Source organism: Pseudomonas sp. XK-1 (assembly GCF_038069885.1).
Classification (GTDB): domain Bacteria; phylum Pseudomonadota; class Gammaproteobacteria; order Pseudomonadales; family Pseudomonadaceae; genus Aquipseudomonas.
This window is the reverse complement of sequence record NZ_JBBPES010000009.1, coordinates 149,478-166,631: the sequence shown is the minus strand read 5'-3', so window position 1 is coordinate 166,631 and position 17,154 is coordinate 149,478. Positions and strand designations below refer to the sequence as shown.

General features: G+C 62.5%; 14 protein-coding genes. 6 read left to right on the top strand and 8 right to left on the bottom strand.

Going from position 1 to position 17,154, the window contains the following annotated elements; translation table 11 throughout:
* The first annotated feature begins 27 nt into the window (after positions 1-27).
* The 4 genes from WMW70_RS21060 to WMW70_RS21045 all read left to right on the top strand — a co-directional run bounded on the left by WMW70_RS21060 (position 28) and on the right by WMW70_RS21045 (position 3,765).
* A complete protein-coding gene (locus WMW70_RS21060; protein WP_341439419.1) occupies positions 28-1,776 on the top strand; it encodes a vWA domain-containing protein in 1,749 nt (582 codons plus the stop codon).
* Complete coding sequence (locus WMW70_RS21055) at positions 1,773-2,354, top strand: RNA polymerase sigma factor (protein ID WP_341439418.1); 582 nt, start codon at positions 1,773-1,775, stop codon at positions 2,352-2,354. The genes WMW70_RS21060 and WMW70_RS21055 overlap by 4 nt, the downstream gene beginning before the upstream one ends.
* Complete coding sequence (locus tag WMW70_RS21050) at positions 2,351-3,109, top strand: hypothetical protein (protein WP_341439417.1); 759 nt, start codon at positions 2,351-2,353, stop codon at positions 3,107-3,109. Before WMW70_RS21055 ends, WMW70_RS21050 begins: the two co-directional genes overlap by 4 nt.
* Positions 3,110-3,261: 152 nt before the next feature.
* The gene (locus WMW70_RS21045; RefSeq protein WP_341439416.1) at positions 3,262-3,765 is read left to right on the top strand and encodes a hypothetical protein; all 504 of its coding nucleotides are present in this window, start codon (positions 3,262-3,264) and stop codon (positions 3,763-3,765) included.
* A gap of 17 nt (positions 3,766-3,782) precedes the next feature.
* On the opposite strand, the gene WMW70_RS21040 is transcribed toward WMW70_RS21045, so the two are convergent.
* The 8 genes from WMW70_RS21040 to WMW70_RS21005 all read right to left on the bottom strand — a co-directional run bounded on the left by WMW70_RS21040 (position 3,783) and on the right by WMW70_RS21005 (position 15,392).
* Positions 3,783-5,609, bottom strand: coding sequence for a long-chain-acyl-CoA synthetase (locus WMW70_RS21040; RefSeq protein ID WP_341439415.1), 1,827 nt, complete (start codon positions 5,607-5,609; stop codon positions 3,783-3,785).
* A gap of 248 nt (positions 5,610-5,857) precedes the next feature.
* Positions 5,858-6,706 carry an SDR family oxidoreductase gene (locus WMW70_RS21035; protein WP_341439414.1) on the bottom strand — a complete coding sequence of 283 codons (849 nt, stop codon included), beginning with the start codon at positions 6,704-6,706 and terminating at the stop codon, positions 5,858-5,860.
* Positions 6,707-6,820: 114 nt separating this feature from the next.
* Positions 6,821-8,809 carry an acetyl/propionyl/methylcrotonyl-CoA carboxylase subunit alpha gene (locus WMW70_RS21030; protein WP_341439413.1) on the bottom strand — a complete coding sequence of 663 codons (1,989 nt, stop codon included), beginning with the start codon at positions 8,807-8,809 and terminating at the stop codon, positions 6,821-6,823.
* A gap of 145 nt (positions 8,810-8,954) precedes the next feature.
* Entirely contained in the window at positions 8,955-9,752 is a 798-nt protein-coding gene (locus WMW70_RS21025) for an enoyl-CoA hydratase/isomerase family protein (protein ID WP_341439412.1), read from the bottom strand.
* Between the two features lie 172 nt (positions 9,753-9,924).
* Positions 9,925-11,082, bottom strand: coding sequence for a citronellyl-CoA dehydrogenase (atuD, locus tag WMW70_RS21020; protein WP_305591683.1), 1,158 nt, complete (start codon positions 11,080-11,082; stop codon positions 9,925-9,927).
* 17 nt (positions 11,083-11,099) lie between these two features.
* The gene (gene atuC / locus WMW70_RS21015) at positions 11,100-12,716 is read right to left on the bottom strand and encodes a geranyl-CoA carboxylase subunit beta (RefSeq protein ID WP_341439411.1); all 1,617 of its coding nucleotides are present in this window, start codon (positions 12,714-12,716) and stop codon (positions 11,100-11,102) included.
* A gap of 4 nt (positions 12,717-12,720) precedes the next feature.
* Positions 12,721-13,590 carry an SDR family oxidoreductase gene (locus tag WMW70_RS21010; protein ID WP_341439410.1) on the bottom strand — a complete coding sequence of 290 codons (870 nt, stop codon included), beginning with the start codon at positions 13,588-13,590 and terminating at the stop codon, positions 12,721-12,723.
* 2 nt (positions 13,591-13,592) lie between these two features.
* Positions 13,593-15,392, bottom strand: coding sequence for an acyclic terpene utilization AtuA family protein (locus WMW70_RS21005; RefSeq protein WP_341439409.1), 1,800 nt, complete (start codon positions 15,390-15,392; stop codon positions 13,593-13,595).
* Positions 15,393-15,607: 215 nt separating this feature from the next.
* Between WMW70_RS21005 and WMW70_RS21000 the strand changes: the two genes are divergently transcribed.
* Positions 15,608-16,231: a TetR/AcrR family transcriptional regulator gene (locus WMW70_RS21000; protein WP_341439408.1), complete on the top strand. Its 624-nt coding sequence runs from the start codon at positions 15,608-15,610 to the stop codon at positions 16,229-16,231.
* Between the two features lie 107 nt (positions 16,232-16,338).
* Positions 16,339-17,118, top strand: a complete 780-nt coding sequence (locus WMW70_RS20995; protein ID WP_341439407.1) for a substrate-binding periplasmic protein — start codon at positions 16,339-16,341, stop codon at positions 17,116-17,118.
* Positions 17,119-17,154: the final 36 nt, after the last annotated feature.

Below are 17,154 nucleotides of genomic sequence, written 5' to 3'. Positions count from 1 at the left end.
TTGTTCGATCGCTCAGGAGATGCGCCCATGTCTGCTTCCCCCCTACTGCTCACCCGTCCTCTGCTTGCCGGTTTTTCCGCAGGCGTCCTGCTCAGCCTCGGCGCGTGCAGCGCCGCCAACCCCGAAGCACCGGCCACAGAGGCTGGCAGCCCGCAGCTCAGCGATCAGGCCCATAACCCTGAACGTGCCGAGCTGCAGGAACAGCTGACCGCGGCCCCCGCTGAATTGCAACGCAAAAGCCAGGTGGCGGGCAGGGCGGTAATGCCCAGCGTGGCCTATGCACCGATGCCGATGTCTGTGCAGGCCGATGCCTTGCCGCCGGGCTACCGTGACCAGAACCGCGAGCAGTATCAGAAACTGGCCGACAACCCGGTGCATGCGGCGGCCGAGACCCCGGTGTCGACCTTCAGCATCGATGTGGATACCGGCAGCTACGCCAATGTGCGGCGTTTTCTCAATGGTGGGCAGTTGCCGCCACAGGAGGCGGTGCGCCTGGAGGAACTGGTCAATTACTTCCCCTATGCCTATCCGCTGCCTAGGGGCGATGTGCCGTTTGGCGTGCACACCGAGCTGGCGGCCACGCCGTGGAACCCGGAAAGCCGCCTGCTACGCATCGCCATCAAGGCCTCGGATCTACGCGTAGAGGCATTACCAGCGGCCAATCTGGTGTTTCTGGTGGATGTATCCGGCTCGATGGATCGCCGTGAAGGCCTGCCCATGGTGCAAAGTACATTGAAGCTGCTGGTCGAGCAGCTGCGCGCCCAGGACAAGGTATCGCTGGTGGTGTATGCCGGCTCATCCAGCGTGGTGCTGCAGCCCACATCTGGCAGTGAGAAGGCCAAGATTCGCGCCGCTATCGACCAGCTTACTGCGGGCGGCTCGACGGCCGGTGAGTCGGGCATTCAGCTGGCTTATCAGCAGGCGCAGCAGGGCTTTATCGAGGGCGGTATCAACCGCATCCTGCTGGCCACCGATGGTGACTTCAACGTCGGCATCAGCGATTTTGAAACCCTCAAACAACTTGCCGCCGACAAGCGAAAAACCGGCGTATCGCTGACCACCCTCGGCTTTGGCACCGACAACTACAACGAACAGCTGATGGAGCAACTGGCTGATGCAGGCGACGGCAACTACGCCTATATCGACAACCTGCGCGAGGCGCGCAAGGTGTTGGTCGATCAGCTCAACTCGACCCTGGTGACTGTCGCCAGTGACGTGAAGATTCAGGTTGAGTTCAACCCGGCCGAGGTCAGCGAGTACCGCCTGCTGGGTTATGAGAACCGTGCGCTGAAACGTGAGGATTTCAGCAACGACAAGGTCGATGCCGGTGAAATCGGCGCAGGCCACACAGTAACCGCGCTCTATGAAGTGGTGCCGGTGGGCGGCAAGGGCTGGCTGGAGCCGCTGCGCTATCAGCAAGCGGCCAAGGCGGGCAACCGCGCAGGCGAGCTGGCCTGGCTGCGCATTCGCTACAAAACACCTGGGCAGGATGCCAGCAAGCTGCTGGAGCAAGCGTTTCAGGCGGATACGGCCGTGGCCTTGAACCAGGCCAGCGAGGATCTGCGCTTTGCCGCTGCGGTGGCGGCCTTTGCTCAGCAGCTCAAGGGCGCAACCTACACCGGGCGTTTCAGCCTGGCCGACAGCGCCGAGCTGGCGCGTAATGCCAAGGGCGACGACCGCTTCGGGCTGCGCGGCGAGTTCGTCCAGCTGGTGGAACTGGCGCAGAGCCTGCAAACTGCGACGAACCGTTCAGCTACCGCACGAGTAAAGCAGTGAATCGACCCCTCACGGATGACGACGCCGCCTTGTTGCGGCGTTACCGCCGCGGTGATGCGGCGGCTTTCGCCGAGTTGTATCAGCGCCACCGGCTCGGCCTATTCCGCTTTCTGCTCGGCCTGTGTGGCGACCACGCCCTGGCCGAAGAGGTGTTTCAGGACACCTGGATGAGCCTGATCCGCAGCCAGAGCGAACAGCGCGATAGCGTGCTGTTCAAGACCTGGCTGTACCAGATCGGCCGCAACCGGTTGATCGACACCTGGCGCAAGCATGGTCGGCACCAGGCGGGGCATGCTGAGTACGATGAACAGCAGCATGCCCCGCACGACCCGCAGCCTGGTCCCGAGCAACAGCTCAGCCTGAGCCGCGATCAGCAGCGTTTAAAGGCCGCCCTGGCGGATTTACCGGCGGAGCAACGAGAAGTGTTTCTGCTGCGCGCCCATGGCGACATGGAGCTGGCCGAGATCGCCGAGTTGACCCAGATACCTGCCGAGACGGTAAAGAGCCGTCTGCGCTATGCCCTGCAGAAGTTACGTCGGCTGCTGGCTGACCCAGCCGCCGAGGAGTTGTCCGTATGAACCACGATCAACATAGGCCCGATGAGCAGGAACGGCAGATGCTTGAGCATTTCCGCCAGCACAGCGGCGGCGAGCCCAGTACGCAGCTGGATGCGCAGATTCTCGCGGCGGCCAGTGCCGCAGCGCGCAGCGCGGCCACAACCTCAGCCAAACCTGGCCTGAGTGCCCGCTTGCATAGCTGGCTGTTCGGCGCGGGCGGCCGGCAACGCTGGTCGGTGGCGTTGGCTGGGGTCGCGTGCCTGGGGATTGGCGTGAGCCTGACCTGGCGCACCTTCGAGCAGGCTCCGGATGCCTTCGATGCCTTGCCCAGCGCCGCACCCATGGCACCGGCTGCGGCGAGGATGGCACCCCAATCTGCGCCGATGTCCGCGCCACAGGCGAAATCTGCTGAGGTTGCCGATGAGGCAGAACGCTCACAGGCGGCGCAGCCTGCGCCGCTGATCCAGGGCTACAGCGCCGATTCCGCCAAGGCCGAGAAGAAGCTTTCGGCCGGCGCGTCCAATCAACTGTTGCGTGAAGAGTCAGCGGCCGATGCGCTGCATGACACTGCTCCCGCGGTTTCAGCCCCAGAGAAAGCGGCAGAAGCCGCAGGCAGTCAGGCTGAACAGCAGCTGCGCAGCGAGTTGCAACGCTTGCTCAAATTACGCCGTGATGGCTGGGCGGATGAAGCCGATGCCTTGCTGTTGCAACTGATGCGCGAGCATCCCGGGCTGGATATCGACGCGCAGTTGCAGCAACTGCAATCGCCTGAATAAGGCTGGGTAGGTAAGTCGCTGGGGGCCATCGACATCGGTGGCCGTCGGCTGATCATCCTGAGAATAGAAGGTTGCGCTGTTACCTGCCGTACGTATTGCGAGCTTGCCAGGGGAGGGGGGAGGGGCCAGCATAGTGACTTGTGTCACTGCCTTTGTACCTGCCCATGTTGCCTATTCGAAGCCTCGCGCTGCTGCTGACAATGCTGTCACTGGTGGCCTGCGAGCAAAGCACCAATCCTCCTGCCAAGCCCAAGGCTGAATCCGCCAAGGTGCAACCGGCGGTCCAGCGCACAGCGGCTGAAGCCGAACCTGCTGCCCCTGTGGTGAGCAAGCCTGCGCCCAAAATTTCAGAACCTGCACCCGTTGCCGCGGCGGCTCAACCCAAGCCGCCGCCAGCGGTTGTTGCCCCCACGCCCGAACCTGCCGAGCCGCAGGCACCGTTGGATTTGGGCCTGCATATCAATGTGTTTGATCCCCTGCAGCCGGTGGCACCGCTCAGCGACCTGTCGATCCCGATACTGCCGCCTATGTTTGGCGACAAGGATGAGATCGAAGGCCCCTTTCAACTCAATGGCAAGCTGATTACCAATGAGCGCGGTGAGGACTACTGGCAGTCGCTCGAGGGCGCGCAATTGCAGTTCGAGTTCAAGCGCTAGCAGACGGCTGTCGGCAATCAGAAGCGATAGGTCTCCTGACCGATCGCAGCGAACAGGCTGTGGTCCAGCGGGGTAAAGCGCTGCTCGCCCGGCAGGCGTACCCACAAGGGTTCCTGCACCGCTGCCGGGTTGTAGGCGGCCTGCTTGAGGTCGGTTTTCTTGTATTTGAAGGTGCCGGTGGTTTCCACCTCGCCCAGCAGGCGGATAAACAGCGGCGCGGCGTACACCGGCAGTTCCGCATCCAGGTGGGCGGCTAGAGCGGCGCTATCCAGTTGCTGGCCTTCACTCAGACGCAGCGCGGCCATGCCACAGCGGCCATTGGTGCCGGGGATTTCCACGCCATATACCACTGCATCCTCGACCCCGGGGAAAGCCCCCAGGACGTTTTCCACCTCGGTGGTGGAGACGTTCTCGCCTTTCCAGCGGAAGGTGTCGCCCAGGCGGTCGACAAACTGCGCGTGCTTGCAGCCGATATCGCGCATCAGGTCGCCGGTATTGAACCAGGCATCGCCCTTCTTGAACACGTTGCGCAGAATTACCGCTTCGCTCTTGGCCGGGTCGGTGTAGCCGTCGAACGGCCACTTGGCGCTGATCTCGCTGATCAATAGGCCAGGCTCGCCCTTGTCGGCCTTCTGCAGAAAACCCTTGGCGGTGCGGATGGCGCAGTCGTTCTCCAGGTCATAGCGCACGATGGCGTAGGTGGCGGGGGAGAAGCCTACGGTGTTGTCGAAGTTGAACACGTTGGTAAAGCCGATATTGCCTTCGCTGGAGGCGTAGAACTCGGTGATCTGCTCAACGCCGAAACGCGCCTTGAACTCGGCCCAGATCGAGGGCCGCAGGCCGTTGCCGATCATGCAGCGCAGGCTGTTGTTCTTCTCTGCCGCAGTCTCGGGCTGGTTGAGCAGGTAGCGGCACAGCTCGCCGATATAGCCGAAGCAGGTGGCCTGGTAGCGCTGCACATCCGGCCAGAAGGCGCTGGCGGAGAACTTGCGACGCAGGGCGATGGCCGCGCCACCGGCCAGAGCAGCGCTCCAGCATACGGTGACGGCGTTGTTGTGGTAGCAGGGTAGGGTCAGGTAGAGCACGTCCTGATTGCTCAGGGTCAGGCCGGAATGGCCGAAGCCGCCGTAAGCCTTGATCCACTTGCCGTGGCTCATGATCGAAGCCTTGGGCAGGCCGGTGGTGCCGGAGGTATAGATCAGAAAGCAGGGGTCCTTCATTTTCACCTTGGCGCTGTCCGGCAGGTTGCCGCTGGCCTGGCTGCGCGCCAGTTGCATCAGATTGGTCCAGCCTTCGGGTGCCTGGCTGGTGTCTTCCAGGCAATCCTGGTCGGCGATCCAGTAGCGCGTTGCGCTGGGGTTATCCAATTGCCCGGCGACTTCCTCGAAAGCTTCGCGCAACTCATCACCGATCACCATAAACCCAGGTTTGACCAGATTCAGGCTATGGGCCAGCACCTTGCCACGCTGGGTGGTGTTGACCAGCGCGCCGACCGCGCCGAGTTTGCTTAGGGCGGCGAGAATGGCCAGCAGCTCCAGGCGGTTTTCCAGCATCACCGCCACCACGCTGCCGTGGCACACGCCTTCGGCTTTGAGTGCCCAGGCCAGGCGATTGGCCCAGGCATTGAACTGGGCATAGCTGAGGCTGCGCGCCTCATCCAGCAGCGCCGGGCGCTCGGGATGCTGCTGCGCCGTGCGCTCCAGCGCCCAGGCCAGTGACAGGTTCTTCTCGCGATTGCGGATACCGGCGTAATACAGGCCGCGCAACATGCGCGGTACGCGTGGCAAGTGCTGGGGCAAGCGGGCAAGGAAACGCAGCGGGGAAATCAGATCGGCTTGGCTCATGGCTCTCGCGCTTATGGTTGTTATGCGGGGGCGAACCCCAACTTTAAGTCGCGCGAATGCCCTCCTGCCATGGCCCTAGTGCGCCAAGCGGCAGGCAGATCGGCAAATACCCGCTGCCTGCGTAGAGTGCGCCATGCGCACCAAGCCGGGCACAAATCCGCAGGCCATCTAGGTGCGCGCGGCGCACCCTAGGGCGCGACGCCCAACCCATCGTCCGGATTAAATCCGGTGCCGCGCCCAGTAGGAAGTCAATCGACAAACAGATCCGGGATCAGGGGGCCGCCTTGTGGGTCGAAGCGGTAATGCTCGAAGTCACTGACACCCTGCTCGCGCAGGATTTCCTCGTCGATCAGCAAGCGCCCGGTGATGCTGCGGCCTTGGCTCGACACAATGGCGTGGGCGGCGTCGGCCATGATGGCGGGGATACGGGCACGCTTGAAGGCGTCGCGGCTGCCCAGTTCGAACTCGATGGCGGCGGTGGCGATCATGGTTTTTGGCCACAGCGAGTTGACGCTGATGCCGTATTTCTTGAATTCCTCGCTCATGCCCAATGTGAGCATGCTCATGCCGTACTTGGTCACGGTGTAGGGGCCGTGCTGGGCAAACCATTTGCTGTCCATATTCAGCGGCGGCGACAGGTTGAGGATATGCCCGCCCGCGCTCTGCTTACCCGCGGCGGAGCCGCTTTCTTTCAAATAGGGCAGGGCGGCCTGGCTGCAGACCATCACCGCGCGGGTGTTGATCTGGAACATCAGGTCGAAGCGTTTGGGTTCGAGTTTTTCCACGCCCACCAGCTTGATCGCGCCGGCGTTGTTGATCAGCACATCGATGCCGCCGAAGTGTTCGGCCGCTTGGGCCATGGCGGCTTTTACCGCGTTTTCGTCACGCACATCGACCTGCAGGGCCAGGGCCTTGCCGCCAACCTCCTCGACCTCGGCGGCCACCGAATAGATGGTGCCGGGCAGCTTGGCGTGGGGCTCGGCGCTTTTCGCCGCAATCACGATATTGGCTCCCTCACGCGCGGCGCGCAGGGCGATTTCACGGCCGATACCGCGGCTGGCACCGGTGATAAACAGGGTTTTGCCTTGCAGTGACATAGGTGTTCTCCAATTTTGTTTTTATGTAGGGTGGATGACGCTCTTCTCATCCACCGTGGTGGCGTGATGGTGGATGGATAAGGCGTCAGCTATGCGCCCCGATCCACCCTACGGTCAGGCGTCTACTGCTTCGATCTCCACCAATAACTGGCGGTTCTTCACCTGATCGCCGCGGTTTACGCCAATCCGGCGTACTACGCCGTCGATGCTGGCCTTGAGCGGGTGTTCCATCTTCATCGCTTCCAGCACCACCAGCAGTTGGCCCTTGCTGACCTGGCTACCTTCCGCGACCAGCACCTCGACAATCGCGCCGTCCATCGGTGCCTTGACGCTACCCGAGCCTGTACCGGCGGCGCTGTTGACTGGCAGATGGGTGATATCGCTCAGCTGCAGATTGCCGTTATGGCCATACAGCCAGAGGTTGTCACCGGCCAGGTGATAGGCCAGGCGCAGGCGAATGCCGTCCAGCTCCAGGGTGGCCCAGCGGCCGTCGCTGGCCAGCAGTTTGAGGCTTATTTGCTGCTCGCCAATTCTGGCCAGCAGGCTGGGTTGTGGGCCGTCGGCCAGCACGTCCAGCTCCACGGTGAAGGTCTGTTCGCCCTGCTTGAGCAGAAAACGCCAGGGTGCGCTGCCAGCGTTGCGCCAGCCGGAGAGGCCCGGTTGGTGCGCGCGGGCATTGGCCGATTGCTGGAACAGCAGGGCGGCAGCGGCGGCCAGTTCGCTGGCTTTTGGCGGCTGCGGACTAAGGCTCGGGTCGCTGGCGAAATGCTCGGCGATAAACGCGGTGGTGGCATTGCCGGCGGCAAACTCGGGGTGGCTGAGCAGGTTGGCGAGAAAGCGCTGGTTGCCGTTGACCCCCAGCAGCACGCAATCTTCAACCGCACGCACCAGCTTGCGCCGCGCTTCCTGTCGGGTGGTGCCATAGGCGATGACCTTGGCCAGCATCGGATCGTAGAACGGGGTAATGGCCTGGCCTTCGACCAGGCCGTGGTCGATGCGAATGCCATCGCGCAGTGCCGGCTCCCAACGCAGGGCGGTGCCGGTTTGCGGCAGGAAATTCTGCGTGGCATCTTCGGCGTACAGGCGCACCTCCATGGCGTGACCGGTGAGGCGAATCTCGTCCTGCTTGAGCGGTAGCGGCTGGCCCTCGGCGACACGAATCTGCCAGGCAACCAGATCCTGCCCGGTGATCAGTTCGGTGACCGGGTGTTCGACCTGTAGGCGGGTGTTCATTTCCAGAAAGAAGAATTCGCCGCTCTGATCCAGCAGAAACTCCACGGTGCCTGCGCCGACGTAATTCACCGAGGCGGCGGCCTTGACGGCTGCTTCACCCATGGCGCGGCGCAGCTCGGGCGTCATCACCGGGCAGGGTGCTTCCTCGACCACTTTCTGGTGGCGGCGCTGCACCGAACAGTCGCGCTCGCCGAGATAAACGATGCTGCCGTGCTGGTCGCCGAATACCTGGATTTCCACATGGCGCGGTTGGATCACCGCGCGTTCGAGAATCAACTCTCCGGAGCCGAAGGCGTTCTGCGCTTCCGAGCGGGCGGTGCGGATCTGCGCCAGCAGCTCGCTGGATTCGTGGACCAGGCGCATGCCGCGACCACCACCACCGGCGCTGGCCTTGATCATCAGTGGGTAGCCGATACGCTGGGCCTCGCGGCTCAGGGTGTCGTCGTCCTGCGCTGCGCCCTCGTAGCCGGGGATACAGGGCACTCCGGCCTCCAGCATGGCGATCTTCGACAGGCGCTTGCTGCCCATCAGGTGGATGGCTTCCACGGTCGGGCCGATAAACACGATGCCGGCGGCCTCACAGGCGCGGGCGAAATCGGCATTTTCCGAGAGGAAGCCATAGCCGGGGTGGATCGCGTCGGCTCCGGTTTTCTGCGCTGCGGCGATGATATTGGCGATCACCAAGTACGACTGGTTGACCTGGGCCGGACCGATGCACACGGCCTCATCGGCTTGCTGCACATGGCGAGCATCGCTGTCGGCCTCTGAATAGACGGCCACGGTGCGGTAACCGAGGTCCTGGGCGGTGCGCATCACCCGGCAGGCGATTTCCCCGCGGTTGGCGATCAGGATTTTGTTAAAGGCGGGCATCTGGGTGCTCCTGCTGGTGATGGGTATCGCTGCGCTCAACCTGCGCGGCTCGACCCATCCTACGGTCTTGTTGTAGGAGCCAGCTTGCTGGCGCTCCCTGTGTACGCTGATCGCGAGCAAGCTCGCTCCTACAGTCGGTGTATAGCTACTGCGCCCACTTCGGCGCGCGCTTCTGCATAAAGGCCATGGTGCCCTCGACGCCTTCGCCGTCGGTTACCGCAGCGGCAAACTGCTCGGCGGCGCGGTCCAGTAGCGGGCCGAGTGCTTCGGTTTCTGCGGCCAGCAGCAGGGCTTTGGTCTGGGCATTGGCCTGGGGCGCACATTGGCGTACCTGGCTAAGTACCTGGTGCAAACGAACGTCGATGGCTTCGCTATCAGATTCGCTGAAATGCACCAGGCCCAGACGTTCGGCTTCGCTGCCGTTAAAGCGAGCGGCGGTCAGGGCCAGGCGGCGGGTCTGGGTCAGGCCGATGCGCCGCACCACAAAGGGCGCAATCTGTGCCGGCAGAATCCCCAAGGTGGTTTCCGGCAGGCCGAATTTGGCGTCCTGCTGGCAGATGGCGATATCCGATACGCAGGCCAGGCCAAAGCCGCCGCCCAGTACCGCGCCTTCGAGCACAGCGATCAGCACCTGTGGCGCGCTCTGCGCTTCTTCCAGCAGGCTGCCGAAGGCGCGGTTAAGGCTGCGGTAGGCATCGCCACCCGCCGCTCTGGCACCGGCCATATCCTTGATATCGCCACCGGCGCAGAAATGCCCGCCGGCACCACGCAGCACAATGGCGCGCACGTTCAGATCATTGCGCAGGCTTTCCAGCACCGCGCGCAATTCGCTGACCATGGCCAGGCTCATGGCATTGCGGCTGTCCGGGCGGTTAAGGGTGATGTGCAGCACGCTGGCGTCGAGGCTCAGCAGCAGGGTTTGGCAAGCGGGTAATTGGGGCATTAGGTCTTCCTCGGTGTTTGCCGCTACGCGCTTTGTGTAGGAGCCAGCTTGCTGGCGATCTCAGGCGCGCGGATCGCCAGCAAGCTGGCTCCTACAGGTCATGGCTCTAGCCTTTCTTTATGGCCTGCCATCCTTCGGGCCGTCGCTACGCGACGTTAAAAATAGCGTCCGGCTATTTTTTCTTGCCTGGCAGAATGCCCATCAGCTTGCAGATAATGCCGAGCATGATTTCGTCGGCACCGCCGCCGATGCTCACCAGGCGCACGTCGCGGTAGGCGCGGGCCACCGGGTTTTCCCACATGTAGCCCATGCCGCCCCAGTACTGCAGGCAGCTGTCGGTGACTTCACGGCCGAGGCGGCCGGCCTTGAGCTTGGCCATCGAGGCCAGGTTGGTGACGTCGCGGCCGCGCACGTATTGCTCGGTGGCCTGGTAGACCAAGGCGCGCAGGCATTCGACTTCGGTCTGCAGTTCGGCCATGCGGAAGTGGATGACTTGGTTGTCGATCAGCGCATTGCCGAAGGTCTTGCGCTCCTTGCAGTAGTCGATGGTGGCGTTGATGCAGTGCTCCAGGCCTTTGATCATGTTGGCCGCGCCGAACAGACGTTCTTCCTGGAACTGCAGCATCTGCATCATAAAACCGGCACCTTCGTGGCCGATGCGGTAGCGCTGCGGTACGCGTACGTTGTCGAAGAACACCTGGGCGGTCTCCGAGCTGCGCATGCCGAGTTTGTCCAGATGCGGGCTGACGCTGATGCCTGGGGTGTTCATCGGCACCATGATCAGCGACTTGTTGACGTGGGGCTTGTCGTCCGAGGTGTTGGCCAGCAGGCAGATAAAGTCGGCGGATGGCGAGTTGGTGATCCACATCTTGCTGCCGTTGATCACATAGTCGCTGCCGTCTTTCTTGGCGGTGGTTTTCAGTCCCGCGACATCGGAGCCAGCACCGACTTCGGACACGCCGATGCAGCCGACCATCTCACCGGCAATCGCAGGCTTCAGGAACTCTTCGCGTAGTTCATCGGAGCCAAAGCGCGCCAGGGCCGGGGTGCACATATCGGTCTGCACGCCGATGGACATCGGGATGCCGCCGCAGATGATGGTGCCGAACTCTTCCGCTGCGACTATCGAGTAGCTGTAGTCCAGACCCATGCCGCCGAACTTCTCCGGCTTGGAAATGCCCAGCAGGCCCAGATCACCGGCCTTCTTGAAGATTTCGTGGATCGGGAAGCGGCCGTCCTTTTCCCACTGCTCGACGTGCGGGTTGATTTCCTTGTCGACAAAGTTACGGACCGTGCGGCGCAGCTCTTCGTGTTCTTGGGTAAAGATCATTTTTATTCTCCGAAGGGTTACAGGCGGGCTACGCCGAAAGTGGTGGTTTTAAGCGGGCGAACAGCGGCTTCGGCACAGATATCCAGCAGGTAGCCGAGCAGCTTGCGCGTATCGCGCGGGTCGATCAGTCCGTCGTCCCACAGGCTGGCGGTGCCGTACAGCGCGGTGGATTGGCTGTCGAGCTTCTGCGCGGTGACGGTTTCCAGCATGTCGAGCATTTTCGGGTCGGCTTCCTTGCCTTCCTTCAGGTGTTTTTCCTCGGTGACGATGCGCAGCACCTTGCCGGCCTGGGCACCGCCCATCACGGCGGTTTTGCTGTTGGGCCAGGCGAAGATAAAGCGCGGATCGAGGCCGCGACCGCACATGGCATAGTTGCCGGCCCCGTAGGAGCCGCCTACGACTATGGTCAGTTTTGGCACCGTGGCGTTGGCCACCGCCTGGATCATCTTCGAGCCGTGCTTGATCACGCCGAGCTGTTCCGACTCGGTGCCGACCATAAAGCCGGTGGTGTTGTGGAAGAACAGGATCGGCGTGTTGCTCTGCTCACACAGCTGGATAAATTGCGCCGCCTTGGCCGCGCCTTGTGGGGTGATCGGGCCGTTGTTGCCGATAAAGCCGCAGGGCTGGCCTTCGATCTGCAAGTGGCCGCAGACGGTCTGATTGTCGAACTCGTTCTTGAAGTCGAGAAACGCCGAACCGTCGGCGATACGGGCGATGATTTCGCGCACGTCGTAGGGCTTCTTGGCATCAAACGGCACCAGGCCGAGCAGTTCTTCGACCGGGTACAGCGGCTCGCTGTAGACCTTGGCCGGGCGCGCGGGCAGTTGGGCATTCCACGGCAGCATGGCCAGGATTTCGCGGGCGATGCGCACGCCATCGGCGTCGTTTTCCGCCAGGTATTCGGCGGTGCCGGCGACCTGGGCGTGCATCTCGGCACCGCCCAGTTGCTCATCGGTGGCGATCTCGCCGGTGGCAGCTTTCAGCAGCGGCGGGCCGGCAAGAAACATCTTGGCCTTGCCGCGTACCACCACCACGTAATCCGACAGCCCCGGCTGGTACGCTCCGCCGGCGGTGCTGGAGCCGTGCACCACGGTGATCTGCGGTAAACCCATGGCGGACATGCGCGCCTGGTTGGCAAAGCCCCGTGCGCCTTCGACAAAGATGTCTGCCGCGTAGTTGAGGTTGGCACCGCCGCTTTCGGTCAGGGCCACCACCGGCAGTTTGTTCTCGAAGGCGATCTGCTGCAAACGCAGGGTCTTCTTCAGCCCGGTGGGGGAGATGGTGCCGCCTTTGATGGCGCTGTTGCTGGCGGTGACCAGGCAGCGCACCCCGGCGATATAGCCGATACCGGAAATGATCCCGCCGCCAGCCTGGGTGCCGTCCTTGTCGTCGTGCAGCTTGTAGCCGGCCAAAGAGGCCAGTTCGAGAAACGGCGCGCCCGGGTCGAGCAGCAAGTTCAGACGTTCACGCGGCAGCAGTTGGCCGCGCTTTTCGAATTTGGCTTTGGCTTCAAAGGCCTTGTTCAGGCAGTTCCGTTCGATCTGGCGAAAGCTGTCGACGGCGGCGAGCATGGCTTCGCGGTTGTTGGCGAAGTCCTCGCCGTGCACGTCGATCTCGGAATGGATAACCGGCATGGCGTTACTCCTCGCCCTTGAGTACGTCAGGCACATAGGCCCGGTGGAAGCCGTTATAGGTCTCGCTGTTTTTCGCCTTGCCCAGGGTCCAGGCGCGGGTGCCCTGGCTTGCCGCGCCGTCAATGCGGATGGTGTTGCCGCTGATGAAATTGGCACCTGGCGTGAGCAGGAAGACGATGGCGGCGGCCACCTCCGATTCGCTGCCGATGCGCTGCAGCGGCACGTGATCCTTGAGCGAGCGGATCATGTTCTTCATCGATTCGGGGTAGGTGTCCATGCCGCTGGAGGCGATCCAGCCCGGTGCCACGGCGTTGACCCGTACCCCGGCATGGCCCCATTCGTAGGCGGCGGTCTTGGTGAAGTTCTCCATACCGGCACGCGCCGCGCCCGAGTGGCCCATGCCCGGCATGCCGCCCCACATGTCGGCGAGCATGTTGACGATGCTGCCGCCGTGTTTGCTCATGCTCTGCAGGAAGACTTCCTTGGCGATCAGAAAGCCGCCCACCAGGTTGGTGCGCACCACGGTCTCGAAGCCTTTCTGGTTGATGCCGATCAGCGGTGCGGGAAACTGGCCGCCGGCGTTGTTGACCAGGTGATGGATCTGCCCGCGCTCGGCCACCACGGCTTTGACCATGGCCTTGACCGCTTCCTCGTCACGGATATCGCAGACCTGCAAGCTGGCGCTGCCGCCGTCTTCAACGATCTCACCGCAGGTGGCTTCGAGTTTTTCCAGCTTGCGCCCGACCAGCACCACATGGGCCCCCAGGTGCGCCAGTTCGTGGGCGGTGCAACGGCCGATACCGCTGCCGCCACCTGTGACCATAATGGTCTGGCCGCTAAAGAGGCCGGGTTTAAACACCGAGTCGTAGCGCATTGTTATTGTCCTTGTTCGAGGCTGGCGGCCAGCGCTTTGGGCACCGGTATCGGGAACTCCAGCAGCTGCTGGGCGAAGGCCTTGCCTTGCGGGTCGATGCGCAAGGAGGCGACGCCGCCGCCACCCAGGGCGTTCTCCAGCAAAAAATTCAGGCTATGGCTGCCGGGCAGATACCAGCGGCTGACCTTGCCGGTTTGCGGGTCGAGCGCGTGCTGCATCCATTCGGCCACGGCACCTTCACTCAGCGCAGCGGCGATCCAGGCCAAGTACTCGGGCTTTCTGGCCATCACACCAATATTGCTGTGGTTGCCCTTGTCGCCGGAGCGTGCCACGGCCAGCTTGATCAGCGGTACGCAGGCGTCGGCCTGACCGCTTGGTAGCGGGGCGGGGCTCTCAGCTGTGATTTGCGTGCTATCCAGTACCGCGATCTGCGGCAGTTCGATCGGGGTAAGTTCACCGTCGATTTCCACCTGTAACTGGCAGGCGGACTTGTCGGCAAGGAAACTGAAAAGACGGATTACCGGGTAGACGGTCGGGCGACCACCGACGATGCCGGTCAGGCCCGGGGCCATGCCGGTGGCGGCCTGGGCGATTTCGCGGGAGAACAGGATCAGCGCTTCCTTCTTGGCATGGCGCACGGCGATCTTGATCACGATCTCTCGGGTGTCGGTACGCTGGCCACGGGGGCCGTAGGTGGCTTCGGAACCGAGCAGTTCGATGCTGACTTCCTTATATGGGCCCCAGCCGCGCTCGGCGAACATTTCCTCGGTCTTGTTGATGATCGCCTGGCTGACGCGCCGGGCTTTTTTAACCGCATCGATACCCGCCATCAGGCAGCTGGCGGTGCAGCGAAAACCGTCCGGGTGGGTGGCGCTGACCTTGTATTGATCAGTTGGCGGCAGGCCGCGCGCGCCTTTCAGCTCAACCCGGTTGTCGCCGACTTGGGTCAGTTGCACCTGGGTGAAATCGCAGAGCACATCGGGCAGGTAATAGGCCCGCGGATCGCCGATTTCATAGAGCATCTGCTCGCCTACGGTAAAAGGCGTGACCAAGCCGCCGGAACCATCCGGCTTGGCCACGACAAAACTGCCATCGGCCGCCACTTCCACCACCGGGAAGCCGATATGCTCAAAATCCGGCACGCTTTCCCAATCGGTGAAGTTGCCGCCGGTGCACTGCGCGCCGCATTCGATGATATGCCCAGCCAATGCGGCCTGGGCGAGCTGGTCGTAGTCGCTCCAGCTCCAGGCAAATTCATGCACCAGGGCGGCGCTGACCACGGCGCTGTCGACCACGCGACCGGTGATGACGATATCCGCACCGAGCTTCAAGGCTTCGACGATGCCCGGCGCACCGAGGTAGGCGTTGACCGAGACGCAGAAGGGCGGCAACGGCGCGCCGCTGAACATCTCTACTGTGCCGGCCTTGGCCAGTTCACCAAGCTTGGGCTGCAGGTTGTCGCCGTGCAGCACGGCAATCTTCAAGCTAACTCCGGCTTGCTCGCAGGCAGCAGCTAGGGCTGCGGCGCAGGCGCTGGGGTTGACCCCACCAGCGTTGCTGATCACGCGGATATTCTTCTTGGCTATGTCCTGCAGCAGCGGTGCCAGGGTTTCCACGAAGTCGGTGGCGTAGCCGGCATCCGGCTTCTTCATTCGTGCGCCGGCCATGATCGACATGGTCACTTCGGCCAGGTAATCGAATACCAGGTAATCCAGCTCGGTGCCCTGTACCAGCTGAGCGGCGGCGGTGCTGGTATCGCCCCAGAAGGCGGAAGCGCAGCCGATGCGTACGGTTTTAGTCATTGGAATAGGTCCGCAACACATAAATAAGGTGACTTGAAGGCTACCAAGCAAGCGCTTGGTTGAAAAGCCCCTGGGCGAATCTTTCTAACCTAAAGTGTGGCCAAGCGCTTGCTTGGGTGGCGTGCGCAGCATAAATTTCACCAATAACGACAAGCACTTGGCTCAAAGGCGCAGGGTGTTGGGTTCAAGGCAATAAAAGTTGGAGAGTATTTAGCGTGGATGATCAACAAGCGCAGGCGGTGATGCAGCAACTGGTGGCCAGTGGGCAGATCACCGATCCGGACAGCGCACGCGGCAAACTGCTGCAAACCGCCGCGCACCTGTTTCGTAGCAAGGGCTACGAGCGCACCACGGTGCGCGACCTGGCCAGTGCCGTGGGCATTCAGTCCGGCAGCATCTTTCATCACTTCAAGAGCAAGGACGAGATCCTGCGTTCGGTGATGGAAGAGACCATTCGCTACAACACCGCGCTGATGCAAGCCTCTCTGGCCGAAGCGAGCGACCTGCGCGGCCGCGTGCTGGCGCTGATCCGTTGCGAACTGCAATCGATCATGGGCGGCACCGGCGAGGCCATGGCGGTGCTGGTGTATGAGTGGCGCTCGCTGTCGGAGACGGGCCAGGCCTTTATCCTCGAGCTGCGCGACAACTATGAACAGCTCTGGTTGCAGGTGTTGGGCGAGGCCAAGGCGGCCGGTTATTTCAAGGCCGATCCGTTTATTCTGCGCCGCCTGCTGACCGGCGCGCTAAGCTGGACCACCACCTGGTTCCGCCCCGAAGGGCCGATGACGCTGGATCAGCTGGCCGAAGAAGCGCTGTCGCTGGTGATCAAGGACGTTTGAGTTCGACGGGATGGCTTTGGGCTAGTATTTTGGCCATCAAGGTATGAGGTGTACTCCTAGGGAAATCAATGGTCGTTTTTGTCCGCGGTGGAGCGTGTCTCTTGTCCATGCTGGTGCGAAGTCTGTGTCTCGGCTCCCTGCTGTGCCTCGCTCTGCCGGTGTGGGCTGCTGAAGAGGTACGGGTCGGTGCCTATCACTTTCCGCCCTATATGGTTAAGCCGGAGAGTGCCGAGCCGAAGGGGCTGGTGCCTGATTTGCTGGCCGCGCTCAATCAACTGCAGACTACCTACCGTTTCGTTTTGGTGGCGACCTCAACCATGCGCCGCTACCGCGACCTTGGCAGTGGCCGCTTCGACCTGATCCTGTTCGAGTCCCCCCAGTGGGGCTGGCAGAACACCTCGCATGCCGCGTTGAACCTGCATATCGAGGATGCCGAGGTGTATGTCGCCCGCGCGCGGCCGGGCCGCGACCAGAGCTATTTCGATGAGCTCAAGGGCAAGCGTCTGGCCCTCTACAATGGCTACCACTATGGTTTCGCCGATTTCAATTCGGACCAGCAATTTCTGACCGAGCACTTTGATGCACGGCTCACCTATTCCCATGACAGCAATCTGGTCATGCTGATGCGTGATCGGGCGGATATTGCGGTGATTACCCATTCCTACCTGCGCCTCTACCAGGATCGGCACCCGGAGCTGCGTGCGACCTTTCTGGTATCGCAACGGGTCGATCAGTTCTATCGCCACCAGGCGCTGTTTCGTCCGCAGGCCCCAGTGACGCCGGAGCGCTTTGCCGAGCTGTTGCAGGCCCTCAATAGTGACGGTCGGCTGGACCGCCTGTTGAGGCGTTATCATCTGCAAAACCCATCTGGGTCGCTGCGTGACTGAACTTGCACTATTCGGTCAGCTTTTGCTGGAGTAGGC